Here is a 25031-nt window from a genome sequence, read left to right as displayed (position 1 = left end):
CTCACGTTGTACGAGGGCCAACGGGTTATCCCGCCGGCCCTCCTCCTCTTGTCAAGGGCGTTCTTTGCGTCGCACTGCTCGGATGGCTGCTGCTACAGCTCGCCAACCGATGAGGGTAAGAGCCAAGAAGCACGCCGCGACGATGACAAAAATCACCGCTACACCTTGACCTGTGAAGTAGCGCACCACCATCCCGACGATGAGGGTGGACGCCCACAGCACCACCCCAGCTAGCCACCGCAGAGCCGCGACACGCGCCGTTACAACGATGACCCATCCAACGACGAGACCCAGCACAAAGGGGGTTCCGGTCCGAAGCAGACCTCCCGGTGACAGTGCCTCACCATGGCTGGCCCTCCCTATCGTCGCAAAGAGAATCACGCAGACAACGTCAGCGACCAGCGCACGTCGCACCGACGGAGATGCCAATTCGTCATTCATCGCGGTCTGACCGAGAACGCGAAGTCGGCTGTAGAAGTCGAGGTGATCATCGGCGGGTGCAAGTCACGCATGCGGAACAACTTGTGGCGGTGGACAAGAACCAAGGTGATAATCGTCGAGATGACGAGGATACCGCCCTCGACAGCGAATCCCAGTGCCAGCGTCGACATCGGGCCACCTGAGATGAGCACACGGAAAGCATCAACGGAATACTTCATCGGCATGACAACCGCAAGTTTCTGGTAGACGGGCGGCAACATCGTCACGGGGAAGGTTCCGCCACAGGTGGGCAACTGGAGCACAAGAAGGATAAGGAAGATTGCCGTCTGGGGCGATCCAAAGATAAGCCTCATCCAGAAGGCCAGCATCATCCATGACAGGGATGTCAGTGTTACAAACCCAATGAAATACCAGGGATGAACGGGATCTAGTCCCAGGGTAAGCCATACACCAAAGGCCATGATGTATGCACCTGCCAGGGCAATGACAGCTAGTGGGCCGAAGCCGACCAGGGCGATCGACAGACTGTTCGCCCTACCAGTCATGGCGCGCCCGGAGAAGGTACGCACGACGAGGAAGGTCGAGATGCAGGCAATCCACATGGCGATCGAGAAGAACATCGGTGCCAGCCCACGACCGTAATACTTCGCGGAGTGGAGGACGGTCTGCTCAATGTCGACTGGGGAGCTCATAATATTGGCCAGGTTCGAGCGCTTATCGTCCGACAGGCCGGGGATTTGCTTGGCACCAGAGTCGAGACCTCGATGGAGCTGAGTCGCGCCCTTGGACAGATTGTCCGAACCGCTCTTGAGCTGTCCCAACCCATTGCTCAGCTGCATGACGCCGGATGCGATCTGAGGAGCTTTCGCAGTGAAGGATCGACCAGCGTCAGTGGCATCATTGACGGCCTTATTAAGATCCTTAGCAGCTGAATCAGCGGTGTCCATGGCGCCGTTAATAGTTTCCAACCCGTTGTTGACTTGCTGCGCATCTTTATTGAGCCGCCCTAGTGCCGCAGTCGCATTATTCGCTAGAGTGTCCGCATTCTGTTGGTTGAGGCTGAGGTTAAGGCCAGCAGACACATTCGCGACTGCTGCAATGTTGGACGACACAGTTGTGGTAGAACTCGCGACGCCATTGATCTGTTTTACCAAGGCAATGTAATCAGGATCACCGGCGAGTTCAGGGTGTTTCGCAGCAAGGGCAGTTGTCTTATTAACGACACCTGTGACATCGTGTTGAATCTTAACGACGGAATCACCGTTGGGGTTCTGTAGGGTACCGGTCGCTGACACGAGATTCCTGGCCTGTTTTTGCAAGGTAGGAAGATTCTTTGTCACGTTATTAATAAGTGGAATCATGGCCGAGTTGACGGCTTGAGAATCGGCCATGACATTTTGAGCTGCACCAGTAATCGCTTGGGCACCCACGCGCGTCTGAGTAACGGCGCTCGACGCCTTTGCTGCCGCTGAGTCAGCATTCGCTAACCCGGAATTCACCTGGTTGACGGTCATGGTGGAATCACCGACGGCCTTCGTTGCCCCCAATACCTTGTTATTCATCTCGGTGACGCCGGCGTCAAGAGTCTTTAACCCATTGTCGATCTGTGCAGATCCATCTGACGCTTTCGTTAGCGATTGTTTGATGACACCCAGGTTGACGAAGAGCGCGTTGAAATACGTTTCAGAGACACTTTGGTCCAAGGCCTGTTCCAAGGCAGTCTGCACCTGAGAGGTCAACAAACCAATGATGAATCCGTTCGCGTCATCACGGTGAAGTTGGAGAGTCGCTCGCGCGGGCCTGAAGTCCCCCGCGGACACGATATTTGTCGAGAAATCTTCTGGTACCTCAATAACCATGAAATACTCAGCGTCGCGAAGCCCCTGATAGGCCTTATTTTCGTCAGTGCCCAAGAATTGCCAATCGAAACGCGGATTCTTCTTCAGGGAGCTCTGGAACTCTTGACCGCCATTAACTGTGCGTCCACCGAATGTAGCCGGTTTGTCATGGTTAACAACAGCAATCTTGACTTTGTTGGTGTTAGAGTACAGGTCCCAGTTGGCGTGAAGATAAATGCCACCATAGAGCAGCGGAATAACAAGAATAAAGATTAAACCGAGTTTGGAGCGTCCTTTGAAGCGCCGAAACTCGAACTGTACGAGCCTTATAAATCGAGTCAGCATGCGTTATCTCCGAGGGGAGTCATCGGAACGGTCATTTTCCGTCGGGGAGTTGTTGTCGGGTGTGTCATCGAGCGCGCCATAGATGTCTTGAGGGACGTCGGTCTGAGTATTGTCTTTGCCCTCGAAGGGAATCCGTGTCACCTCGGGAGCTTCAGGATCTTGGGAATTGCCATCAGCATCCTTGTTGGTGTGGATATCCCTGACAGCATGGACACGGTTGTGAGCCGGCAGTTCCACGTCCAGGGATCCCGGTGGTGCCATGTCGTCGTCGACGGTGGCCGCAATAATCGTCGAGTCATCGAGCTCAGTGAGTTTCGAGAACATCTCGAACAGCAATTTCTGCTGGTTATGTGGCACCATGACGTCGGCGTCGTCAATAACGACCACCTTGGTCTGTCTGAGCATGGCCAGGGCCACAGATGCGACGGCACGTTCAATGGCTTCAAGCTGCTCGAATTCGCAAGAGCGGTCGATACGAAACCCGACAATCTCTTCGATCTGACGCACCCTGCTTTCGGCCTTCTTGAGGTTAACGGCGTCGAGGTGACATCGCTCAGCGACAGATTCATTGAGAGTCAGACGATCCTCAGGCACAACGTAGTCAGCGATTCGAGCTACAGAAGTCCGTTGAATAGCTCGATAGGGCTCTGCCATGGCGTCGATGCCGTCGATAATGAGAGTTCCCCTCGTTCGACGAAACCGTCCACACAGTGCTAACAGAAGCGCTGACTTACCAGCCCCAGCAGGGCCATGAATGACGGCCAGTTGTCGCGGCGCCAGGTCCATATCAAGGGGGCCAAAGATCATTCCCCTGCGCCCTTGAGCATTCAGGTCGCGGGCATAGAGCACCGCTCCCGAGGCGTCCTCAACAGCTTGAGCGTCGACCGGAGGACGTTTCGAGAAACGCATCACTGAAGAAACCCCCTGATTGCACGTTCGATGACATCGGTGATGACCTGACGGTCAATAACTGCACTTGCCACAGAAAACTCCAAGGCAAGCACATTGACCAAACTGAGGACAACCACCGCGAGACTGCGTGGGTTAGCAGCGTCAGTAGACTCGATGTGGTCAAGTACACCGTACTGGGTCATCAATTCGGCCAGTTGGGCAATCCGCTGTGATTGAAGTTTCGAATAGGCTTTAGCGATCTCCTCGTCGCGACGGGCAAGGGCGCGGAACTCCGCGAGAATCACCTGCCACGGGGCATCCTCCAGAAGGATCTCTGTGAGCTTCTCGCTAATACTGCGCATGAGGTCGTCAGGACGTTCACAACTGGACAGGATGGGGGACAGGGCGTCAACAAGATCCCTCTCTCCGTTAACAAGGCGGGCGGCGCACACCTGACCAAACAGATCGGGCTTCGATCCGAAGTTGGAGTACACCGCCCCCTTGGTGAACCCGGCATCCGTGGCAATGCGTCGCAGACTGGCGCCGACATAGCCGTCCCGTTCAAAGTTGTGGGCGGCTGCGGCAAGTATTCTGCTTCTCACCTCATCGCGATGAGGTCGTTCTACTGCGGCAGGCATCACAAGTTGTCGTCCTTCGAGGAATCTAGATCTGATCGGTGGCGGTATCACCGGTATCGGATACCGATGGTATCCGTCACTAGGGTCCAGCCCAAATCAGTCGGCTAGGGTAGAAAGCCCGAGTGTCGTCGTGACGAGGAGGGTCATGTCATTGTCGTTATCCGATCTCGATGGGGATTACCTCATGTCGAGTACGACCACCGATTCCTTCGCCGTGCTTCTACAGCGAGTCGCTCCTGAACTCTTGCCCCCGACGACAGTCAACACCAGCGTTCCCGAACTGTTGAGGCACGGCAGAACTGTGCTGGCGATTCGCTACAACGGGGGAGTCGTCGTTGCCGCTGATCTGGGCTCCGCATTGGCAAGACGCCTCGGTCAGACCGACGTCGACCGCATCCTCGGCACCGACGACCGGTGCGTTATTGGCGTCGCCGGGGCAGCCGGCGTGGCGGGGGAGATGATTCGCCTGTTCCAAGCTGAGGTCGACCACCTCGAGAAGATTCAAGGACAGCGGATCAGCATGGATGGCCGCGCCGTCAGGCTGTCAAGTCTGGTGCGTTCTCATGGAACGATGATGACTCAGGGACTCGCCGTCACACCATTACTGGCAGGCTGGGATGAGTCGGCCCATCGCGGCCGGATCTTTTCCTATGACGGTACTGGCGGGCAAACTGAAGAACATTCCCATGCTTGTGTGGGGTCGGGAGCTCTGTTTGCAAGCGACGTCCTCAACGAGGGCTACCGAACAGGGATGGATCGGGATGAATCCGTGGCGCTGGCTATCCGCGCCCTTGACGCAGCTATCAGCGATGACAGCCCGTCGTCTCTGTCGGGACCTGATCTGTCGCGCGGTCTATACCCGACAGTGGCATGTGCAGATTCCCGTGGCGTGACCCGAATGCCCACCGAGGAGGTGGCGGTACTGGCGAAATGGCTAGCCGACCAGGTCACCGCCGAATCTGATCGTGAGGAGGCCCAATGATGACGGTTCCAGCCTATGTTCCACCGAATGAGTGGGTAACTGATCGTTCCACGTTTGTCTCAGATTCCATTCGTAATGGCGGCGACGGCATCGTCGTCGCTCGATGCGCCGACGGGATCGCGTTGTTAGCGCGTCAGTGCGGAGCCGACCTTTCTAAGGGCATGCGATCGGTCTCTGAAATCCACGATCGTCTGGCCTTCGCAGCCGTCGGTCTGTTCCACGAGGCAGAGGAACTCCGAGTGGCCGGTATCCGCTTTGCCGATCTGCGCGCCTACGCCTACGGCCGCCTTGACGTCACCGGACGCAGTCTGGCCAGCATGTATGCGCGAATTATTGGCAAGACGTTTGCCCGCATCGACGTTAAGCCTTATCAAGTCCAGGTCACGGTCGCCGAGCTTGGCTTGGTCCCCTCGGAGGATCGCTTTTACACGATTGATTTCGACGGTTCTGTACGCGCCGGCACAGGCCCCATCCTGACGGGTGCAACCGATGAAAACTCCCTCGACTTGCCCAATAACGCGCCGATATCCGAGATCGTGCGAGCTGCGGGACATGTCCTTGGCGTTGAGCCCGCGAACCTTGAGGTGGGTTTGCTTGACCGCCACGCCTCGACGCGTCGTCACTTTCGACGTCTCGACGCCGCGACCGTGTTGGAGGCCGACGGTGACGGATCCTGATCGCGTCGAACCGACGTTAACCGGACCGGTCCTTATCGTTGGTGTCGGCCTTATTGGGGCATCCATCGGTAAGGCCCTGATGCGGGAGGGAACCGATGTTCATCTGTGGGACATCGATCGCGATAATTCCCTCATTGCAGCCGGGCACGGAGCGGGCAGACTCGATAACCTGGCTGATGATGCCTACCGGATGATCGTGATCGCGACCCCACCGGCCGTTGTCGCGCAGACGGTCGTTGAGCGGTTGACGCGACATCCCCAAGCCGTGGTCACCGACACCGCGTCAGTGAAGGGGGCTGTGTTGGCCGAGTTGACCACGCTGGCTACCGAGCACGGAATCGACATATCCCGCTATGTGGGTTCTCACCCCATGGCCGGAACCCAGTACACCGGCCCTCTGACAGCCTGCAGCGAACTCTTCGTCGACCGCACCTGGGTGGTAGCCCCTCGCACCGACAACCGTTACGTTGACGTTCAACAAGTCGTCGCTCTGGCCCAGGCCTGCGGTGCTCGGGTGGTGAGCATGGATGCCCACGAGCACGACCGAGCGGTCGCGGAGGTGTCTCACCTACCCCATCTCATGAGCATCCTCACTGCGGCAAATTTGCGCCGTGCTCGTCCTGAACACCTGAGCCTCGCAGGGCCCGGCATCCGCGACGTCACCCGGATCGCCCGTTCCCAGACGGCAATGTGGCGTCAGATCCTCAGTTCCAACTGTGTTGAGGTCCGCAGCCAGTTGGAAGCGATTCGTGACGACCTCGATGATTTGCTGTCTCGTCTTAACGATTCAGAACGCTTAGAAGAGTTCCTCAGCGTTGGTCAGGCCGGCGCCCGCAAGGTAGCAGGTAAGCATGGGCACCAGATGGTGGAGACGACTGCCGTCGTCGTCGAGATTCCGGACACCCCTGGTGCTTTGGCACGATTATTTGCTGACGTCGAAGCTGCTGGAATCAATGTTGAAGACTTGTCGGTGGAACATAATCCAGCCCGTGAGGCTGGTTTCTTGTCGATTGACGTTGCCTCGAGTCGTGCCGAACAGTTGACCGCGTCGATACGCGATCACGGCTGGTCGGTACGATCCTGACACGTGTCGGTCGATGCCGATAGTCTCGCCCCGTCAGATCGCCATCGTAAAGCAGGCAGAACGTGTCAACCTCACCTCTCGTCATCGCCATCGACGGGCCCAGCGGGTCCGGCAAGTCATCGACCTCTCGCGGGGTCGCGAACCGGCTCGGGCTAGCTCGCCTCGACACCGGATCGATGTACCGCGCGGTAGCTTGCCGTGTTGCTCATCTAGGTATTGATCCAACCACGAATCCACGTGATGCCATCAAGGTGGCTCAAAGCTGTCACCTAGAGATTGATACCTCAGCTATCGATGACCGCGTCGTAATCGATGGGGAAGATGTCACCAAGGAGATCCGAGACCCGCAAACCAGTGCGAAGGTGTCTGCGGTAGCGACAATTCAGCCGGTTCGTGATGCTCTAACTGCTCGCATGCGTCAAGTTGCGGCTGACCGTGGTCGTATCGTGATGGAGGGACGCGACATCACGACTGTGGTATGTCCCGACGCACAGGTTAGAGTGCTTCTCGTGGCTGACCCGGCCATTCGCGTCGCACGGCGTCAGGCTGAGTTGGGGGAAAAAGTCGATATGGCCCAGGTCATTGATTCGATCGTGCGTCGTGACCGGGACGATTCGACTGTGTCGACCTTTGAGGAGCCGGCTAAAGGGGTCACTGTGGTCGACTCCACCCACCTCAATTTGGATCAAGTCATCGACGCTGTCATTGATCTGGTGCCCGTCACGCTGCGCTGAGTAGTACTTTTCCTAGCGCCACACCGTGTACCGTGGTTTAGTCCCCTAGCAGGAGCGTGCCTTCATGTCCGACTCGCCCGAGTTTCGCAACGACCCCAGCGACGACATCGAGGAGGCTCTTCCCAAGCCTGTTGTTGCCGTCGTCGGTCGGCCCAATGTCGGTAAATCCACCCTCGTCAATCGCATCCTTGGCCGCAGAGCAGCTGTCGTACAGGATGTCCCAGGAGTGACCCGTGACCGAGTGTCTTATGACGCGGAGTGGTCTGGTCGCCAGTTCGTCCTCGTCGATACCGGCGGTTGGGCCTCCGATGCCTCTGGCATGGCGGCCATGATCGCCGAGCAGGCCGAATTGGCTATCTCGACTGCTGACGCCGTTCTCTTCGTCGTTGACGCGAACGTGGGCACCACCGACGAAGACGAGGCCGTCGTCCAGGTACTGAGGCAGTCTCGTAAACCCGTCGTGGTAGCTGCCAACAAGGTCGACAATGCACGCGGTGAGTCTGAAGCGGCGACGATGTGGAACCTAGGGCTGGGGGAGCCCCACCCCGTTTCCGCCATGCACGGACGCGGTTCAGGTGACCTTCTTGATGCACTCATTGCGGTACTGCCGAAGGAGCAGGCTAGCTACGAGTCATCGGACGGACCGCGTCGGGTCGCCATTGTGGGCAAGCCGAATGTCGGCAAGTCGTCTCTTCTGAACCGTATAGCGCGCCAGAACCGCGTAGTCGTCTCGGATATTTCCGGGACGACAGTTGATCCCGTTGATGAGTTAGTCACCGTTGGCGGCACCGTCTATCAGTTCATTGACACCGCTGGTTTGCGCAAGAGGGTCAAGGAGGCCTCCGGGCACGAGTACTACGCTTCACTGCGCACCCAGGCTGCCATCGAGCGTGCCGAAGTCTGCGTGGTCGTCATTGATGCCTCGGAGTCGATCAGCGACCAGGACCTTCGCATCCTCACGATGGTCGAGAATGCGGGTCGGGCAATGGTCATCGCCTACAACAAGTGGGATTTGACCGACGAAGAGCGACGCCGCTATTTAGAGCGCGAGATCGAGCGCGACGTTCAGGCCTATTCGTGGGCGCCGCGGGTTAACATCTCTGCGCTCAACGGCCGGAATGTCGACAAGCTCGAGAAGGCTATTGAGACGGCCGCAGAAGGCTGGGAGACGCGCATTTCGACCGGCAAGCTCAACGCATTCCTTGGACGTCTTGCAGCTGCCCACCCGCACCCGGTGCGGGGAGGGAAACAACCGAGGATCCTCTTCGGGACTCAAGCCCACAACTGTCCGCCGACGTTCGCCCTGTTCACATCGGGGGTATTCGACCAAGGATATGTGCGGTTCATCATCAGGCGGCTGCGTGAAGACTTTGGCTTCGCCGGTTCACCCGTCCATGTGGAGATCCGACCTCGGGCGAAGCGGCAGAAGAAGTGAACAGTTTTGTCGGCGGAACGGAAGTACGCTAATGTACTTCTTCGGGTCACCGAGTGATCCAAAACGGGCTGTGGCGCAGTTTGGTAGCGCACTTGACTGGGGGTCAAGGGGTCGCAGGTTCAAATCCTGTCAGCCCGACGTTTTGAGGTTCCCGCGAGTCTACGCTTCCGGGCTGATGCCTAGGCCTATCGGGCTTAACATCCAGTGCGAGCGCAGATCGGATCTATCTTAGAGGGTTTCCCGGGATGCTTTTGGGACGTGACCTGCGCTCATTCTAGCCTGCAGCACAGCCCGTTTCGTCGTCACCAGTTCAGCCCCCTATGGTTCTGCTCTCCGGAGCTATGATCCAGACAGATTCCGACTCCGCCGGATCCGGATGTGCAACTGTTTTGTGTCGTGCCCTCCTCACCGCGAGGAATGCCTCGTCGAGGAGGCCCTGCCGCTATCAAATCGCGTCGTAGTCTTCTCGCCAGGCCCAGCGGACGTCATTGCAGACTTCCCGGTGGAGCTCAATCGGCCGGACGATACCTAGTTTCGTAAGCTACGTCACAAGCTCCTCGGGCTCCTGTTCTAGGGACTACAAGGATCGTCGGATGGTGGGGCCGGGTTCCCAATGTTCCAGACCCATTATGATCTCAGCCACTCCGGGAAACTTCCATCGGCCAAGGCATACGAGCTCTGAGTTCCGTGGCGTGTGACCGAGTCAGCCGCATACCTGTTTCCTGCACGAATCGCAGCTGTCACGTCGCCGTGATCTACCCATTCTTTAGCAAAGCAGCCTATGAAGGCATCGCCAGCACCTGTCGTGTCCACGGCGTGAACAACCGGGGCCTTGATGATTTTGCGTCCTTCTGCGTGGGCCCACATCGCACCACGCGAGCCCAAAGTTACGATGATATTCGTGATGCCCACGCCCAGCAGCACATCAGTAGCCTTGCCGATATCATCGAGGGTGTCTACCGGCATCCCTGTTATACGTTCAAGCTCGGACTCGTTCGGCATGAAGAACTCAATTCCGCGGATTCGCTCAAGATCCAGTTCTGGTGCGACCGGAGCCGGATTGAGGAGTACTGGGATTCCCAGTACGTCCCCTAACTCAATCGTGGCGTAGACCGTCTCCAACGGAATCTCCAGCTGCAGCATGATGAGTTTGCACGTGGCAATGTCTTGTCGGGCACCCTCGACATCAGCAGGACTCAGCTGAGCGTTAGCTCCCTTGATGATGAGGATGGAGTTACGCGATTCTGGATCGACGAAGATCGGTGCCACCCCGGAGCTCGCATCGGTACGTAACACATGGGTGGTATCGATACCGTTTTTGCGAAAGTTTTCCAACGTGGTGCCGGCGAACACATCGTTGCCCACTCGGGTGACCATCACGACCTCTGCACCGAGACGTGACGCGGCTACTGCCTGATTCGCACCCTTGCCGCCGCATCCCATTCGGAATTCGGGAGCCTCGACGGTTTCACCGTCTGATGGCATGCGATGAATGTAGGAGATGAGGTCCACCATATTGGACCCAACAACGGCGATATCCATGTCACTGCACCTTTCAGTCAAAGGCCTCGCCTTGAGCAAGAAGCCCGGTAGTTACAGAGAACGTACGGGTCGCACCAGCATCCAGATGAATGAGGGTTCCCGCAGCTTCGGCAGCCAGTCGCCCCTCCGGCCTGCTGGTACCTGGCAGCACGTATGCGGCCACCCTTTGATCTGCGTTGTGAAGTATCCACCGGGTGGCGACAGGGAACTGGTCTGTACGGAAGCGGGTCACGAAGTTGCGATGAGCACGGGCCTGCATTCTGAACTCGGCAGTCTTGCCGTATTGCGGTAAGTCGTCTGCGAAATACACGATCTCAGGATCGAATGCCTCGGCACCGACCAACGAATCAGCATCGATCTTTCCAGCGAGAATGTCCTCATTAATCCGGAGCCACTGGCGTGTTGGCGTCACGTGGTTCGGTACGCTGCGACGCAGTTCGAAGGCTCCGTCGGGCAAGGACTGGCTCATCCGGGCCTCCGGAATAAACGCATAGTTCATGTGGCACATGTACTGCAATGGCATCGATTGATACTTTGACAAATTGGTGACCTCAAGGCCGATGTTAAACATGGCTGAGCCGGCTCGCAGAGTTACAGTGGGTCGCGCAACATAATGGTGCCCGAAACCTACGTGGTACTCATATTCACTGGACAATGTGACGGCAGTAACGCCACAGGGTTCGTGCCTTGTGACAAGAGACTTGCCGAGCGCATTGGTGCACAGGGAAACTCTCCATGTAGTGGGTGATCGTCCTCTGGGGACGGGCATCCCGCCGCCAGCAGACCGGAGTGGAAGGCGAAGCACCCATACGTCTCGACGATCTGCCTGGCCGACACCGGCATATCGAACATGTTGTCCATTCGTAGAGATTGACCGTCGAACACGGCATCCCACAAAATCTGACCCATAAAGGGGAGAGCCTCGATGTACCCACGGGAATTCGTGATCCGCAAAGCCGCAATCCCAGTGGAGTACCGCCACGCAGTTACGATCCATTCACCCGTTCGGAGAACGTCACGTCGCCTTTCGTCAAACAGTTCTGGGTACAGGATGATCTCGAGGTCAGTGGTTGGCATGAGGGGCCTCTTTCAGAGCAGCAGGTGCAATGTCACAGATTTGTTTCTGGTCGCGACGATCGACGACTAAGAAGAACACAAAGATCGCGGTGAAGCAGAAGGCGTTTACGATAAAACTGAATCTCATGGATCCTGTGGTGTCGGACAGGAAGCCCTGCACCACTGGAATGGCAGCACCACCGATGATCGACATAACGATGATCGCACCGCCAGTCTCGGTGTAACGCTTGTCCTCGATGAGGTCGAGGTTTCGTGCGAAGATCGTCGCCCATCCCGGCCCCAACAGCGCCGAGGCGATCACCGCTGCATAGACGGTTGTGAAGCTTGGCACCACGACGATGTAAGTGATACACAACACTCCGAGCAACGAATACGCCATGAGAATGCCGTTCTCGCTCATTCGGGTCATGAGCAGGTTGGCGATGGTTTTTCCAAGGAAGAAAGAAATGAATGCAGCGATCAGATAGTTCGCGGCAGTACGCTCGTTTAACGCCGGATCAAGATTCAAGGCCAGCCGGATGGTGAAAGTCCATAATGACGTCTGTAAGCCCACATAGAGGAACTGTGTAAAAATTCCGGCACGGAACAAACGGTTCTTCGCTAGGTATGCAAGAGTTTCACCGATGGGGGCTTTGGCTTCTTCCGCGTCGTTACGCAACGGCTTGGAGTGCGGATACTGAGTGATGGCGATGAGCACCACGAGCACTACCAACATAATGATGATAATCCTGTAGGGATCGAGCGTACGCCCCAACGCTTCGGCGGTGACAGCCTCGCGCTCAGCCACCGTGTGGGCGTGGGCTACGCGCTCGTGCAGCGCAGCGCCGTCGGTGAACACGAGGAATTTTCCCATGAGAGCCCCACCCAAGAATCCCAACGACGTGAATGTCTGAGAAATATTAAGGCGCAGAGTTGCATGTTTCTGATCACCAATCATCGACGAATACGTGTTCGCTGAAGTCTCCAAGAAGGACAGGCCAACGGCGATGGAAAACAGGGCGGCTAAGAATACCGTATACGTAGCCACACGCGAAGCCGGGAAAAACAAAAGGCATCCGAGAATGTACACACTCAGACCAATGAGCAGGCCCGTCTTGTAGCTGGTGCGACGAATTACTCGGCTCGCAGGTATGGCGATAAGGAAGTAGCCGCCGTAAAAGGCTGACTGCACGAATGCACTAGCAAGATCCGAGAGAGCAAACACAGCCTTAAATTGGGTGATGAGGATGTCGTTCATGCTCGCCGCCATTCCCCACATCGGGAAACATATCGACAGCAGAATGAATTGGAAGAAGGGGGTGCGATTCAGGTATCCGTCACGCAACTGCAAAGTGTGGTCCTTGATGAGGCCCCACGACGTGTTGGGGATGCCACGATCCACGTCCGTGTCGTTGACGACAGTGGTGTCTTTGGTGATCACAGTGCCTCCTCGTCAACAAGGAGGGCGACCCCGGCGGAGGCACCGATGCGGGTGGCACCGGCCCTTAGCATCGTCGCCACGTCGTTGGGGGTACGAATGCCGCCAAATGCTTTGACCCCCAGCCGATCGCCCACAGTACGGCGCATAAGTGAGACAGCCTCGGCGGTAGCGCCGTGCCGAGAGAATCCCGTAGACGTCTTGACGAAATCGGCACCACACCGTTCGGCGGCCTGGCAGGCACGGGTAATTTCCTCGTCGGTAAGCTCACTGACTTCCAGGATAACCTTCACTATGGCCATACCGGCGGCGTCGACGACAGCGGATATGTCAGACTCGACGGTGCCCCAGTCATCATCTTTGACGGCTCCTACGTTGATGACCATGTCGATCTCATCAGCGCCATCGTTGACGGCAGCCTTGGTTTCAGCGGCCTTAATCTCGCTCAGGTGTGCGCCAGAGGGGAAACCGATGACCGAACACACACGTGGGGCGTGTCCGGCTAGCTCGTCTGCTGCCAGCCTCACCCGGGTTGGGCTGACACAAACAGTGGCGAAGCCATGATCGACGGCCTCGCGGCACAGGGTCCTGATGTGCTGCGCCGTGGCATCGGGGGCTAACAGCGTGTGATCGATGAGAGCGGCAATGCTCATGTGAACTCCTTTGCTCAGAGCGATCACTGTAGGGCCGCCGTAATCCTTCCGGGTGGCACATTCGTGCCAATGCGAGGCCACGACATGACGCGGGGCCGTCGTCAGGCGTACTTGAGAAGCAGCTCAGCGGTAGACACGTCCGTGACGATGTGGTCCACATAACCTCTTAATGTCGCAGCGCGGACAAACTCGACTTGATGTGCCCCGTGAGTGATGAGCACGGTGCGTCGACTCCGACGCAGCTGAGCCAGGGTGGGGCTCGAGGTGCGTTGACCCAAGGTCGGGGCCACCACTCGTCCATCAGCATCGATGAATCGCCCACAAAGGTGTCCCACCGCATTTCTACGGATCTGTTCGCGTTCCTGCGAAGTCACCAGATCACTACGACAGATAAGGTCCATATCATGCCGAGAGGAGCCAAGTATGAGTACGGCACTGCTAGCACGTCGACTCTCGTGTTGCCGCGCTGCTGGTGATTCTTCGGCTGTCAATCGCGCCGTGACACTGGGATGTAGCAATGGCACTGGGCAGGGGTGGACTTCCACATCCGTGCGTTCCATGAACGTTCTCATCGAGAGGTGAATGTCGTGGCCCGGAGCCGTGCCTGCACATTGATACAAAGCCCGCGGCCGCAGCGGCGCACGGGCCATTTCCAGCGCGCAGGCTTGCACCGTCTGTGACCACCAGAACGAAGCATCTTCCTCACCGGGGAGAACGAGGTTGCTCGTCAAGTGGGCAGCTCCGGCACCCAGAGCGTGTAGCAGGTCTCCGGTCGTCGGACCCGAGGGACTGACGAGGAGTAGACCGGCGACTCGAAAACGCTGAGTCAGGGTCTGCACGAGTTCCCGATCGGATTCGCGTGGATCAACAACATGGGTACGGATGTATCCCAACTCACGTGCGGTTGCCAATAGTTTCGAGACCTGGGGACGTGACACGTGCAGGACCTGTGCTACAGCAGCTTGATCTAGCCCCCGTAGGTGGTACAGCCGAGCAGCATCCAGAGCCATCATCTGGCGAGAACTGAGGGCTCTTCGGCCGTTAGTGCGACCATGAGACGATGAAGGCACGCTGGTGAGCCTAATCCGTAGGCATACCGAGCGCCACCACGAAACTAGTATAGGAAGCCGATCGTCCCGTTGCATTGCAGACGTCGCCCACACATAGTCAGTGCAGTATTTATACCGATCACGCAGCGAAACGATTTCGCTATCCTGACCAGGTGGACATGCCAAATCCAACCCCGTTCCCTGCCCCCGCAGACGACCTTCGCCTGGTGATCTCCGACATGGATGGCACCCTCCTTGACGGCGACGGGAACATTCCCTCGCAGCTATGGCCCCTGCTGGAGACGATGAGGGATCGTGCCATCGCCTTCGTACCGGCCTCAGGCCGCCAATGCACCACGCTATCTACCATGTTCGGCTCTCACTTGGAGGGCATGCCAATCATCGCGGAAAACGGAACCTACGTCGTCCGTGACGGTATCGATATCTCATCGTCGACCATCGATCCTAACCTCACCCGTGAGGTCATTACAGGGGTTCGGCAACTTCGCAACGACGGCCGTGACGTCGGCTTGGTCGTCGCCACCAAGTGCATCGCTTACCTTGAGCGCGGAGACGACCCCTTCGTTTCCCATGTAGCGACCTACTACCACAGCCACAGAGTCGTCAAAGATCTCAGTAAGTACACCGACGACGTCATCAAGCTCTCCATCTACGACTTCGGGGAAGCATCGGAGACCACCTACCCGACGATGCAGCGCACCGCCCCCAAGCACCAAGTAATCCTCGCCACCCCTAACTGGGTTGACATCATGAACCCAGGCGTCAACAAGGGAAGTGCCGTCGAGGCTGTCCAGCGCGACCTTGGCGTCACTGTTGATCAAACAGCCATCTTTGGCGACTTTCTCAACGACCTCGAGATGATGCCCATGGCGAAGTGGTCCTTTGCCATGGCCAACGGCCATCCCAACATTGTCAAAGCATCGAATTACGTGGCACCACCGAACACCGAAAACGGCGTCATTACGGTCCTTGCCGCGTTGCTAGGTACCGGCGTCCCGACCACGTGACGGCCACCGGTCAGACCAGGGATAGCTCTTTGGCCTCGCGCCAGAGTTTTTCTCGGGCAATAGGATGAGCGGCATTGTCGATGAGTTGTCGCGCCTGCTCCTCTTGGGATTTCCCGAAAAGATCTGCGATGCCCTGTTCGGTGATGACCACCGAGGGCTGGGTCGCTGACGCAGGGGAGCCCAACAGTCCGACGATCGTCGAGCAGTCAGCTTTTGGATGCCAACTCAGCATGGCAATAAGCGCCTGTCCTCCAGGAGAATGCATTGACCCGACCAGAAAATCAGTTGACCCACCGATCCCAGAATGGATTTTTCCGCGCAGCCGGGTGGCGTTGACTTGGCCGAACAGGTCGACTTGCAGGGCCGCATTAATGCTAGCCATTTTCGGCTGAGTTGCAATAAAACTCGGATTATTCGTTTTCTCGCAGCGCAACAACTGTACTCGCGGGTTTTCATCTAACCATTCATAAAGGGCAGGCGTTCCCATGGCGAAAGTCCCGGTGACGAGACGGTCGTCAAGGCTGTGAGCCTCCTCGAGCAGCCGGATCGAGTCAGTAAGTAGTTCAGTCCACACGCCGAAGGCCCTATCATCAGGCAGCATCGCCACCACAGCGTCAGGAACAGCGCCGATACCGACTTGGAGGGTTGCTCCGTCGGGTACCCGGGAGGCTACGAGCTCGCCAATCCTCCGCGCAGTCGGGCCAGGCGACGGCATAGCGGCCGTCGGCAAAGGGGTGTCGACAATGACTCCGATATCGATGTCGTCAACATCGACAATTCCGTCCCCGAAAACATAGGGCATGCTGGGATTAACCTGAGCAATAACGAGGGCTCCTCGGCGTTTCGCTGATTCCAGCGCAGCGGGGAGAACCTGCACCTCAATGCCCATGCTCACCGCGCCGTTGTGAGGCGTGCTGGTGTGGAGGAGGAGAATGTCCGGGGCGAAACGGTCTTCGTAGAGTCGTGGGGCAAGGCTCAACCGGCACGGGACATATTCGAGATTCTCAGCGTGACGGGATCCGGGACCAATAAAGACCGTCTGGTGAATGACTCCTTTGCGCGTCGGCACGCCAACCGGAGCGTTGACACACACAAATCGCCACGTCTCCAAGCATCGGTCAACGGCGTCGAGGAGGGGCAGGGGAGTGGCACCGGAACCAGCACACACCACCCGAGGTCGGCCCGTCACACCTTTTAGAACGCGTTCGAGGTCGGCTAAATTTATCATGCGCACGACAAAGAGAGTAGTGGCTCACAACCGGGTCACATGCATGATGACAAAAACTGGCAGAATAGAGTTGATGTCATCCCGTCTACCAGCTCCTAGAACCAGCTCAGAGAGTCCCGGTGTCGGTACCGTCGAGACTCAGTACACAACTGTCGCGATACCGGACGACCCTCTTCATCTGGTTGCAGATGGGCGTCTCAATCACGTCACTGTCGCTTACGAAACCTACGGGAAGCTCAATACGTCCAGCGACAATGCGGTCTATACCTGTCATGCGCTTACTGGTGATGCCCATGCAGCCGGATTTCACCCCGGTGTAGTCCGTCCGGAGTGGTGGAATATCACCATCGGGCCGGGTCACATCATTGACACTAGCCATTTCTTTATCATGTCATCAAACCTTTGGGGGGTTGTTCTGGCACCACGGGACCAGCTTCGATTAGGATCCGGACTTTGCCAAAGGCGACTACCACGACGCGCGTCCCGACACCGAATTGTCGATCGCCCGGATACTCGCCCACATCACGTACTGATCGGAGGATGCTTTTGCCGAAAAGTTCGGGCGATCCCGTCAGCCCGAATCAGTCGAGCGCGAGTTCGGCATCAACCCGGTCAGCTTTCGTCTTCCTGGGGCCACGACGGCCACCTGTGTACGAAGGAGACGGCGCTGTGATACTTCGTCCCGGCATAGTTGCCTCGCTGGTACCGTCCTACTCCCGGGTTCTCGACCTGGGCTGCGTTGACGGTTTACTCCTTCGTCACCTCATCACCACCCGGGACTGCCTAGGCACTGGAATCGAACTCGACCATCCGTCGTTAGTCACAGCGATGTCGGCCAGAGTGCTTGCACTGGGGTTGGACCTCAACGAGGATCTGGGGAGAGTTTCACGACGATTCCTATGACGTTGTCATCTTGTCCCAGACCTTGCAGGCGGTTGTCTGCCCTGATGTGGTGCGTGCCGAAATGGCACGTATCGGGACTGTGCTTATTCTTCTGGTGCTGAACGTCGTGTACTGGCGTAGTCGCCTTAAGATTATAGGTGAGAAGATACCGATTCCCCATGATCTGCCGTATCCCTGGCATGACACCCTTAGCCAGTCCTATGCAGGGGTCGCCGACTTCGAGGAGTGGTTCGCAAGCTTTAACCTCAAGGTCGTGAACAGGGTGTGCCTGGACGGCAGGGGACGTCCATTGCGGGTAGCATCTGCCGCACCAAACTTGCTCGCCGGATCAACCATTCGTGTGCTGAGATCCCATTGGGTCGAGCCGGGGACAGGGAGGAACCATTCATGACCAAACACCACGACGAAGAGGATGAGGATCGGTCGCCGATCCTCGAAGCCACCGATCGTCACATCCTCGCCCTGCTTGAAAAAGACGGTCGGATGTCGTGGACCGAGCTCGGCCACCAGACCGGCCTATCGACCTCAGCCGCCCAACAACGTGTCAAGCGTCTTGAAGCCAAGGGGATCATCACTGGGTATCACGCCACGCTGAACCTTGAGGCGATCGGTGCGGGTATCACCGCATTTATCTTCCTCAACCCCATCGATCCCGAAGAAGACGAAACGATACCCGGTATTCTACGTACCTTCCCCGAAGTACGAGGCTGTCACTCCATCGCTGGGGCAGCGTCCTATCTGGCACGAGTCCAAGCGCCCAGCGCCGGCCACCTCGATCAGTTGCTCACGCGTATTCGCAAAGAATGTCTTTGCGGCACAGAGACAGTCGTCGTCCTCGACACCATGTTCGACGATCTCGGCATGTTGGGAACCCGGTGATTTCTCGCCTGCGGCGCACCTCGTGGCTGCGTAGTACAGCTGCTGTTGCCGCCGGGGCCGCGACCGGTACCGGGTTCCAACCACTGAACTGGTGGATCCTCGTCATTCCCGGTCTCGCTGCGCTCATCCTGCTGGTGCGCAACGCCACTGGTCGGGCCGCGGCAGGACTGGGGTATCTCTTCGGCATCGGTCTGTTTACCACCACCATTTCCTGGGTAGGCGTCATCGGCCCGCCGGTGGCGATACTTCTCATCGCTGTCATGGCGTTGTGGTGTCTGCTGGCCGGGTGGACGATTCGGTGTGTCAGCGTCTTGCCAGGGGCGCCGGTATGGCAGGCGATGGTGTGGACGGCCACTGAGATCGGGGCTGCCACCATTCCGCTGGGCGGATTCGGTTGGGTACGACTGGCATGGACAGTTGTCGACACACCGTGGGTCGGTGTCCTCAGATGGGCGGGCAGTATCGGTACGAGCTTCCTCGTCGCTCTGGCGTCCGGCCTATTAGCCTATGTCGTCTTAGCCCGGGGAGGCAGTCAGCGTCGCGCCAGCATCGTTTTCGTCGCGGAGCTTCTCGTCGTCGCCTTGGCGGGGACCATGTGTGTCACTGTCGCAAACCGCGATATCTCACACCAACGCTCCGTGCGGACCCTGGTAGTGCAGGGAGGAGTGGACGGAACCGCCGGCCCATACGCGATGGGATATGCTCGCTCGGTCACCGACAATCATCTCTCCCAGACAATCATGGCCCTCGCGGAGCAGAGGACGTCGGGCGGACCGGCTCCCGACATGGTGTTGTGGCCGGAGAACTCCACCGATATCGATCCGGTTCTCGATTTCGAAAGTCACCAGATCGTTATGGGCGCGCTGGCTCTCTCGAATCGACCGATCTTAGTTGGTGCTGTGACTGACGGTCCCGGCCATAATGAGCGCCAGACAACATCGATGTGGTGGCCACCGTCGTCACCACAACCAACGTCGACATATCACAAACGCAACCTGGTTCCTTTCGGCGAATGGATCCCCGCGCGGTCCTTCTTCCTTCCGCTCATTCCTATCTTGGGAAAGATTGGACGGCAATCCGTCCCAGGGACGACTCCAGGCGTTGTTGATGCCACCATCGCTGGTCGGGGAGTCCCGGTTGGCGTGGTGGTCTGTTTCGAGGTGGCCTACGACAGCACGGTCGCCGACACAGTGCGTCACGGGGCGAAAATCCTGGCTGTCCAGTCCAACAATTCATCTTTTATCGACACTGCCCAGACACCGCAACAGTGGCAGATCACCAGGGCAAGGGCGGTTGAGACTGGACGACATATCGTCGTCTCAACCACGAATTCTTTCTCGGGGCTGGTGAACCCTGACGGATCCGTGGCACTGCGCACTGAGGAGGGAGTCCATACACATTTCACGGTGACTATACCTCTCGAATCCGGCCTCACCATCGGAGTACGGATTGCACCATGGTTGCGGATCATCGTCCTCGTTATGACAGCAGGGGCTATCGCGATGTCGTTGCTGCAACGCCGTCGCGCTATGCTCGCACAAGCGAATCACAACAGATCGGAGAGGAATGTCCGCCACCGACACTGAAGTCCGGCTCGACAAGGTCCTTGTCATCATTCCGACCTACAATGAGGTCGAGAATGTCGAGACCATCGTTGCGCGGACCCGCCGCGCCAACCCAAACGTCGACGTTCTGGTCGCCGATGATAATTCGCCGGACGGTACTGGAGAGATTGCCGACCGCATTGCGTCTGCCGACGACCACGTCCACGTTATGCACCGCAAAGGTAAGGAAGGCCTGGGAGCCGCATATCTGGCCGGATTTCACTGGGGCCTTGACCATGGCTATGAGGCCCTAGTCGAAATGGACGCCGACGGCTCCCACCAGCCTGAGCAACTGCCGCTGCTGCTGGAAGCCCTTAAGCAGGCCGACATGGTCAAAGGGTCCCGCTACGTCAAGGGTGGATCGGTGGTCAACTGGCCAAAGTACCGCGAACTCATCTCCCGAGGTGGCGGTCTGTGGACGCGGATGTGCCTGGGGATCGGCGTCAAAGATCCCACCGGCGGATTCAACGCCTTCCGTGCTAACACCCTGCGCGCCATCGGACTCGACGACGTCGCCTCGGCTGGTTACTGTTTCCAGCTCGACCTCACCTGGCGCACCCTCAAGAAGGGCATGACCGTCGCTGAGGTCCCGATCGAGTTCATCGAACGAGAATACGGCAGCTCCAAGATGAGCAAGAACATCGTCGTCGAAGCATTGTTGCGCACGACCATGTGGGGGTTCGATTACCGTTCCCACCAGCTCAAGAATCTTAGCCACGTGGCCTTGGACCGAGCTGAAAAGATCGCTGGAGACATCAAAGAGCGTCGTTCTCGCCACTGACCAGACGTGCGCCCCATGGATCACATCGCGTCCGCGGGGCGCACCTCGGCGGGATTAATTCTCCTTACGGATTTCATCCAGCCTTTCGGCAAGTAATTCTTCAAGTTCGGGTATCGAGCGACGTTCAGTAAGCATGTCCCAGTGGGTGCGCTGCGGCTTCTGCTTCTTCCGCTGAGGATCAGTACCGTCGCTACGCAACGCCTCTGCACCGCAACGCGGGCACTCCCACAAGCTCGGTAGTTCTGCCTCGGTGGAGAAAGTGAGCTCGAAGTGGTGGCCGTTTTGACAGTCAAAGCCAATTTGCTGGCGTTCGGCCATCTCAACGCCTTCTTCATCCTCGAAACTCTTGGATCCTAACCCCATGCCTCGTAGCGCACGGTCGGCCATGATGCTCCTTCCTGCTTGTAGGCATCAGGCCCTGGTTGGGCCTCAATAACCCCAGCATCCCACAAGTCACAAATCTCGGGGAGCAGAACCGATGGCCACTATCGTACGTTCACTTCGCGGACGTACGATAGTGGCCGATAATACCAGCCATCACAATGGGATCACCGTGGGATGAGAGTTGGCGCTTCTTTCGGTTGATGAACGCGAGCAAACTCGCACATGAGGTCCGGACGATCTGTGACGATGCCGTCGACCCCCATATCCATCAGTTCTCGAGCCTCAGAGATCTCATTAACCGTCCAGACATGAACAGCTCGCCCCTGACGATGGGCAGCTTTAATGAAGGTCGGTGTCACAAGGGGCACCCCATACCGGGTCAAGCGGTGCGGCACCTGGTACGCATTCCCATGGGACTGTGCCATCTGCATGCTATGAGGGCTGATGACAGCCCAGCCGACTCCCACCGACCCCACTGCAGTCGCAGTGCGTCCCTGAACCAGGCGACGGAAGGTCTGGATGCGTTTACTGCTGAACGACCCGACGCAAACCCGACTCCAAGCCCGGTGACGGGAAAGAACGTCGATGAGCGGCATGGTGGCGCCATCATGCTTAATGTCGATATTGATGAACGCGTCGGGAAAGGCGTCGAGAATCTCATCTAAGGTGGGGATCGGTTCGCCACCAACCTTGGCCTGTTTGACCTTGTGCCACGGCATGGCGGCGATGACTCCGCCTGATTCAGTGACGCGATCGAGTATGGGATCGTGGAAGGCCACTAGCACCCCGTCGCTGGTCGCGTGAACGTCAGTTTCAAGGTAGGTGCATCCCACCTCGACCGCGTGGCCGAAGGCAGCAAGGGTGTTCTCAATTCCCTTGTTGATGGCCATGCCAGCACCACCACGATGAGCTAACACGGTGAACGGACTCTGGCAATAGGGATAGTCAGTTGCTCTCACAGCAGTCCATTGTGCTCCGAAGAAATATCAGATGAGTGACCACTATGGCCACTACCATGGCCTAGTGTGAGTGTTACTGTCTTATCGCTGCAGTCCCACGTCGTCCAGGGAACCGTCGGCAACAGCATCGCTGTTCCCGTGATGCGGGCTATGGGCGTGCGCGCCTGGGGGATGCCTACAGCATTGTTGTCAAACCACAATGGACGCTCCAGCGTCGCAGGTATCCCTATCGATTCCGAGCAGATCGACGCCATGGTTAACGCCCTTGACTCCAATGGTGAGCTCAAACATGTTGATGCGGTGCTGTCCGGGTACCTCACCCCGCGCACCGGGCCAGCAGTGCTCCGAACCGTGGAGCGGTGCCGTGCCCTCCACCCCGACACGATATGGGTCTGCGACCCCGTCATGGGGGGACATGACCCCAGACGGCGAGCTCAGGGCATACGTCCCTGACGAAACCGTGTCATTGATGACGGATGCCGTTCAACACGCCGACGTCGTGGTGCCAAACCTCGCCGAGCTGGGCATCCTGACGGGAACCGAGCCTCGCACTCTTGACGACATCGTCAGAGCGGCTCGAAGTCTCACCGGACCGCACCTTGTCATCGTCACCTCGGTGCCGTACCACGACGACGGTGGCGACGGCATCGCGATGGTCGGGGTGACGGGGGAGGGAGCTGTTTTGACCCACGGCCCTCTCTTCGACCGTTACTTCAACGGCGCAGGCGACCTCACCAGTGCCGTTCTCACCGCAGGGTTGGTGAACGGGGAGCCACTGGATGCCACGCTCGGTAAAGCAGCCGGTGTCGTACATACTGTCCTCGAGCGCACCGTGGCGCATCCTGGTGACGAGTTGGACTGGTGGCCCGAGGACGCCGCGGCTCAGCCATGGAAGACGGTGATCTTGGCTCCCAACGCCCCAAGCCGAGTCGGGAGATCTTCGTAACCGCGGTTGATCATGTAGACGTCGCGCAGGGTCGTTTCTCCCGAAGCGGCCAGAGCGGCCAATAGCAGACAGACGGCAGGACGCAAGGCCGGCGGGCAGATGAGTTCGCGACCACGCCAACGGGTCGGGCCCCGCACGATGAGACGGTGCGGATCGAGCAGCTGAACGTCAGCGCCAAGTTTGCCCAAATCGAGCAAGTGGATCGCACGATTCTCGTAGCACCAGTCATGGATGAGGGTCTGGCCTTCTGCCTCCGCAGCAATAACCGCAAAGAACGGTAGGTTGTCGATGTTGAGGCCCGGAAAGGGCATCGGGTGGATTTTGTCAGCTACCGCTCGCAACTTGCTGGGGCGCACCGTGACATCAACGAGACGGGTGAACCCGTTGCGAGAGACGTACTCGGGGGAGAGGTCGAAATCCAGACCCATCTCCGACAGGATCGCCAGCTCAATTTCAAGGAATTCGATCGGGCAGCGTGTGATCGTCAGCTCCGACTTGGTGACGACCGCCGCCGTGAGGAGGCTCATAGCCTCAATCGGATCTTCAGACGGAGCGTACTCGACATCAACGTCGATCTCTTCAACGCCGCGGATTCGCAAGGTCGTCGTTCCGATGCCCTCAATCTGCACACCGAGCTGGCATAGGAACACACACAAGTCCTGAACCATATAGTTCGAGCTGGCATTACGCAGCACAGTCACGCCGGGGGTCTGGGCGGCAGCCAGCAGAGCATTCTCGGTAACAGTGTCGCCACGCTCAGTCAGGACGATGTGACGCTCCTTGACGGTGCGATCGGTGACGTGGCACTGGTAAAAGCCCTCGGTGGCAACAACGTCAAGGCCGAAAGCACGTAGCACCTGCAGGTGAGGTTCGACAGTTCGAGCGCCGAGGTTGCAGCCGCCGGCGTAGGGGAGTTTGAAGGTGTCGTAGAACCGCATCAACGGTCCGAGGAACATGATGACGCTTCGGGTACGTCGGGCGGCCTCGATGTCCATATCGTCAAGGTTGAGCTCAGCCGGACGAATCAGGGTGAGATCATGCTCGTCGTCAGACCACTCGTAGGTGACGCCGATGGAGGTCAGCACCTCAAGAATGCGGTTAACCTCCTCGATGTGGGCGATACCGCGTAGCACGGTACAGCCCCTGTTGATGAGACAGGCGCATAGCAGCGCGACGGCCGCGTTTTTGGAGGACCGCACCTCGATAGAGCCCGAAAGTTGATGACCTCCTTCGATGCGGTAATTCATGGTACCGCTTCCCGGCTGGGTGATGATGGGAGACTCTAACGCCTCCGTGATGCGGTTGATGTACTCCAGAGAGAGGTTCTGCGTGCCTGATTCCACCCGGTGGATAGCGCTCTGGGAGGTCTTCAGGATCTCCGCCAATTGGTTCTGCGTCATTCCATGCTGCTTGCGTGCGTCGCGGATAAGACGACCGACCGAAGCTGGGGTGATGTTGTCCACAGCAGATCCTTTCGACGACAACTCATTTCCTGACCAGGATATATCAGATCTGA

At 58.0% G+C, this 25031-nt stretch carries 21 protein-coding genes, 1 tRNA gene and 4 pseudogenes; 12 read left to right on the top strand and 14 right to left on the bottom strand.

What is annotated here, in order from left to right; all coding sequences use genetic code 11:
• Positions 1-51: 51 nt before the first annotated feature.
• The 4 genes from LRP59_RS05495 to LRP59_RS05480 are packed head-to-tail and all read right to left on the bottom strand — an operon-like array spanning position 52 to position 4153.
• The gene (locus LRP59_RS05495; RefSeq protein ID WP_002513509.1) at positions 52-441 is read right to left on the bottom strand and encodes a DUF3054 domain-containing protein; all 390 of its coding nucleotides are present in this window, start codon (positions 439-441) and stop codon (positions 52-54) included.
• A complete protein-coding gene (locus LRP59_RS05490) occupies positions 438-2624 on the bottom strand; it encodes a YhgE/Pip domain-containing protein (protein ID WP_002513508.1) in 2187 nt (728 codons plus the stop codon). Before LRP59_RS05490 ends, LRP59_RS05495 begins: the two co-directional genes overlap by 4 nt.
• Positions 2625-2627: 3 nt before the next feature.
• Positions 2628-3533: an ATP-binding cassette domain-containing protein gene (locus tag LRP59_RS05485; RefSeq protein WP_002513507.1), complete on the bottom strand. Its 906-nt coding sequence runs from the start codon at positions 3531-3533 to the stop codon at positions 2628-2630.
• Positions 3533-4153 carry a TetR/AcrR family transcriptional regulator gene (locus tag LRP59_RS05480; protein WP_002533055.1) on the bottom strand — a complete coding sequence of 207 codons (621 nt, stop codon included), beginning with the start codon at positions 4151-4153 and terminating at the stop codon, positions 3533-3535. The genes LRP59_RS05485 and LRP59_RS05480 overlap by 1 nt, the downstream gene beginning before the upstream one ends.
• A gap of 145 nt (positions 4154-4298) precedes the next feature.
• On the opposite strand from LRP59_RS05480, the gene prcB reads away from it, so the two are divergent.
• From prcB to LRP59_RS05450, 6 genes and pseudogenes are all read left to right on the top strand, one after another.
• Complete coding sequence (gene prcB, locus LRP59_RS05475; protein ID WP_002513505.1) at positions 4299-5135, top strand: proteasome subunit beta; 837 nt, start codon at positions 4299-4301, stop codon at positions 5133-5135.
• Positions 5132-5722 (top strand): annotated as a pseudogene (gene prcA, locus LRP59_RS05470) (proteasome subunit alpha); the annotation flags it as partial. The gene prcB and the pseudogene prcA, both read left to right, overlap by 4 nt.
• Positions 5625-6896, top strand: a complete 1272-nt coding sequence (locus LRP59_RS05465) for a prephenate dehydrogenase (protein ID WP_074025688.1) — start codon at positions 5625-5627, stop codon at positions 6894-6896. The pseudogene prcA and the gene LRP59_RS05465, both read left to right, overlap by 98 nt.
• A gap of 62 nt (positions 6897-6958) precedes the next feature.
• On the top strand, positions 6959-7630 hold the full coding sequence (gene cmk, locus LRP59_RS05460) for a (d)CMP kinase (protein WP_002513502.1): 672 nt from the start codon (positions 6959-6961) through the stop codon (positions 7628-7630).
• A 64-nt stretch (positions 7631-7694) separates the two neighbouring features.
• The gene (gene der, locus LRP59_RS05455) at positions 7695-9065 is read left to right on the top strand and encodes a ribosome biogenesis GTPase Der (protein ID WP_002513501.1); all 1371 of its coding nucleotides are present in this window, start codon (positions 7695-7697) and stop codon (positions 9063-9065) included.
• 64 nt (positions 9066-9129) lie between these two features.
• Positions 9130-9203, top strand: a tRNA-Pro gene (locus LRP59_RS05450).
• Positions 9204-9692: 489 nt separating this feature from the next.
• Here the strand turns inward: LRP59_RS05450 and rbsK are convergent.
• The 5 genes and pseudogenes from rbsK to LRP59_RS05425 all read right to left on the bottom strand — a co-directional run bounded on the left by rbsK (position 9693) and on the right by LRP59_RS05425 (position 14767).
• Entirely contained in the window at positions 9693-10607 is a 915-nt protein-coding gene (gene rbsK / locus LRP59_RS05445; RefSeq protein ID WP_002513499.1) for a ribokinase, read from the bottom strand.
• Between the two features lie 13 nt (positions 10608-10620).
• Positions 10621-11684, bottom strand: a pseudogene (locus LRP59_RS05440) (aldose 1-epimerase family protein).
• The gene (gene fucP / locus LRP59_RS05435) at positions 11671-13104 is read right to left on the bottom strand and encodes an L-fucose:H+ symporter permease (RefSeq protein ID WP_002513496.1); all 1434 of its coding nucleotides are present in this window, start codon (positions 13102-13104) and stop codon (positions 11671-11673) included. Before fucP ends, LRP59_RS05440 begins: the two are co-directional and overlap by 14 nt.
• Positions 13101-13754, bottom strand: a complete 654-nt coding sequence (deoC, locus tag LRP59_RS05430) for a deoxyribose-phosphate aldolase (RefSeq protein ID WP_002513495.1) — start codon at positions 13752-13754, stop codon at positions 13101-13103. The genes fucP and deoC overlap by 4 nt, the downstream gene beginning before the upstream one ends.
• A 101-nt stretch (positions 13755-13855) precedes the next feature.
• Positions 13856-14767 carry a sugar-binding transcriptional regulator gene (locus LRP59_RS05425; RefSeq protein WP_002521568.1) on the bottom strand — a complete coding sequence of 304 codons (912 nt, stop codon included), beginning with the start codon at positions 14765-14767 and terminating at the stop codon, positions 13856-13858.
• A gap of 215 nt (positions 14768-14982) precedes the next feature.
• Here LRP59_RS05425 and LRP59_RS05420 point away from each other — a divergent pair, with 215 nt between their 5' ends.
• Positions 14983-15831, top strand: a complete 849-nt coding sequence (locus LRP59_RS05420; protein WP_014604426.1) for a Cof-type HAD-IIB family hydrolase — start codon at positions 14983-14985, stop codon at positions 15829-15831.
• A gap of 10 nt (positions 15832-15841) precedes the next feature.
• On the opposite strand, the gene LRP59_RS05415 is transcribed toward LRP59_RS05420, so the two are convergent.
• Positions 15842-17059: an acetyl-CoA hydrolase/transferase family protein gene (locus LRP59_RS05415; RefSeq protein WP_041444753.1), complete on the bottom strand. Its 1218-nt coding sequence runs from the start codon at positions 17057-17059 to the stop codon at positions 15842-15844.
• Positions 17060-17165: 106 nt separating this feature from the next.
• Positions 17166-17438 carry a hypothetical protein gene (locus LRP59_RS05410; protein WP_014604424.1) on the bottom strand — a complete coding sequence of 91 codons (273 nt, stop codon included), beginning with the start codon at positions 17436-17438 and terminating at the stop codon, positions 17166-17168.
• A 269-nt stretch (positions 17439-17707) separates the two neighbouring features.
• On the opposite strand from LRP59_RS05410, the pseudogene LRP59_RS05405 reads away from it, so the two are divergent.
• The 4 genes and pseudogenes from LRP59_RS05405 (at position 17708) to LRP59_RS05390 (ending at position 21226) form a co-directional block, all read left to right on the top strand.
• Positions 17708-18353, top strand: a pseudogene (locus LRP59_RS05405) (methionine biosynthesis protein MetW).
• Positions 18350-18841 carry an Lrp/AsnC family transcriptional regulator gene (locus LRP59_RS05400; protein ID WP_002513489.1) on the top strand — a complete coding sequence of 164 codons (492 nt, stop codon included), beginning with the start codon at positions 18350-18352 and terminating at the stop codon, positions 18839-18841. The pseudogene LRP59_RS05405 and the gene LRP59_RS05400 overlap by 4 nt, the downstream one beginning before the upstream one ends.
• Positions 18838-20427, top strand: a complete 1590-nt coding sequence (gene lnt / locus LRP59_RS05395) for an apolipoprotein N-acyltransferase (RefSeq protein WP_148378369.1) — start codon at positions 18838-18840, stop codon at positions 20425-20427. Before LRP59_RS05400 ends, lnt begins: the two co-directional genes overlap by 4 nt.
• Entirely contained in the window at positions 20408-21226 is an 819-nt protein-coding gene (locus LRP59_RS05390; protein WP_002513487.1) for a polyprenol monophosphomannose synthase, read from the top strand. Before lnt ends, LRP59_RS05390 begins: the two co-directional genes overlap by 20 nt.
• Positions 21227-21280: 54 nt before the next feature.
• On the opposite strand, the gene LRP59_RS05385 is transcribed toward LRP59_RS05390, so the two are convergent.
• Together LRP59_RS05385 and LRP59_RS05380 are read right to left on the bottom strand one after the other, a co-directional pair.
• A complete protein-coding gene (locus LRP59_RS05385; protein WP_002513486.1) occupies positions 21281-21613 on the bottom strand; it encodes an RNA polymerase-binding protein RbpA in 333 nt (110 codons plus the stop codon).
• A 161-nt stretch (positions 21614-21774) separates the two neighbouring features.
• On the bottom strand, positions 21775-22569 hold the full coding sequence (locus tag LRP59_RS05380) for a glycerophosphodiester phosphodiesterase (RefSeq protein ID WP_002513485.1): 795 nt from the start codon (positions 22567-22569) through the stop codon (positions 21775-21777).
• A 66-nt stretch (positions 22570-22635) separates the two neighbouring features.
• On the opposite strand from LRP59_RS05380, the pseudogene pdxY reads away from it, so the two are divergent.
• Positions 22636-23515 (top strand): annotated as a pseudogene (gene pdxY, locus LRP59_RS05375) (pyridoxal kinase).
• Here the strand turns inward: pdxY and LRP59_RS05370 are convergent.
• Complete coding sequence (locus LRP59_RS05370; protein ID WP_148378371.1) at positions 23452-24978, bottom strand: UDP-N-acetylglucosamine 1-carboxyvinyltransferase; 1527 nt, start codon at positions 24976-24978, stop codon at positions 23452-23454. The pseudogene pdxY and the gene LRP59_RS05370 sit on opposite strands and share 64 nt — an antisense overlap.
• Positions 24979-25031: the final 53 nt, after the last annotated feature.

This window comes from Cutibacterium sp. 37298, assembly GCF_023838685.1.
Classification (GTDB): domain Bacteria; phylum Actinomycetota; class Actinomycetes; order Propionibacteriales; family Propionibacteriaceae; genus Cutibacterium; species Cutibacterium acnes.
The sequence above is the reverse complement of the archived record's forward strand: the minus strand, read 5'-3'. Positions and strand labels throughout refer to the sequence as shown.

Coding starts and splice junctions, on each gene's coding strand:
- rbsK (WP_002513499.1), bottom strand. CDS start 10,607: ATGGATATCGCCGTTGTTGGGTCCAATATGGTGGACCTCATCTCCTAC.
- LRP59_RS05465 (WP_074025688.1), top strand. CDS start 5,625: ATGAAAACTCCCTCGACTTGCCCAATAACGCGCCGATATCCGAGATCG.
- LRP59_RS05485 (WP_002513507.1), bottom strand. CDS start 3,533: ATGCGTTTCTCGAAACGTCCTCCGGTCGACGCTCAAGCTGTTGAGGAC.
- der (WP_002513501.1), top strand. CDS start 7,695: ATGTCCGACTCGCCCGAGTTTCGCAACGACCCCAGCGACGACATCGAG.
- LRP59_RS05390 (WP_002513487.1), top strand. CDS start 20,408: ATGTCCGCCACCGACACTGAAGTCCGGCTCGACAAGGTCCTTGTCATC.
- LRP59_RS05425 (WP_002521568.1), bottom strand. CDS start 14,767: ATGATGGCTCTGGATGCTGCTCGGCTGTACCACCTACGGGGGCTAGAT.
- LRP59_RS05400 (WP_002513489.1), top strand. CDS start 18,350: ATGACCAAACACCACGACGAAGAGGATGAGGATCGGTCGCCGATCCTC.
- deoC (WP_002513495.1), bottom strand. CDS start 13,754: ATGAGCATTGCCGCTCTCATCGATCACACGCTGTTAGCCCCCGATGCC.
- LRP59_RS05415 (WP_041444753.1), bottom strand. CDS start 17,059: ATGATAAATTTAGCCGACCTCGAACGCGTTCTAAAAGGTGTGACGGGC.
- LRP59_RS05420 (WP_014604426.1), top strand. CDS start 14,983: ATGCCAAATCCAACCCCGTTCCCTGCCCCCGCAGACGACCTTCGCCTG.
- prcB (WP_002513505.1), top strand. CDS start 4,299: ATGTCATTGTCGTTATCCGATCTCGATGGGGATTACCTCATGTCGAGT.
- LRP59_RS05480 (WP_002533055.1), bottom strand. CDS start 4,153: ATGCCTGCCGCAGTAGAACGACCTCATCGCGATGAGGTGAGAAGCAGA.
- LRP59_RS05410 (WP_014604424.1), bottom strand. CDS start 17,438: ATGGCTAGTGTCAATGATGTGACCCGGCCCGATGGTGATATTCCACCA.
- LRP59_RS05385 (WP_002513486.1), bottom strand. CDS start 21,613: ATGGCCGACCGTGCGCTACGAGGCATGGGGTTAGGATCCAAGAGTTTC.
- LRP59_RS05490 (WP_002513508.1), bottom strand. CDS start 2,624: ATGCTGACTCGATTTATAAGGCTCGTACAGTTCGAGTTTCGGCGCTTC.
- LRP59_RS05495 (WP_002513509.1), bottom strand. CDS start 441: ATGAATGACGAATTGGCATCTCCGTCGGTGCGACGTGCGCTGGTCGCT.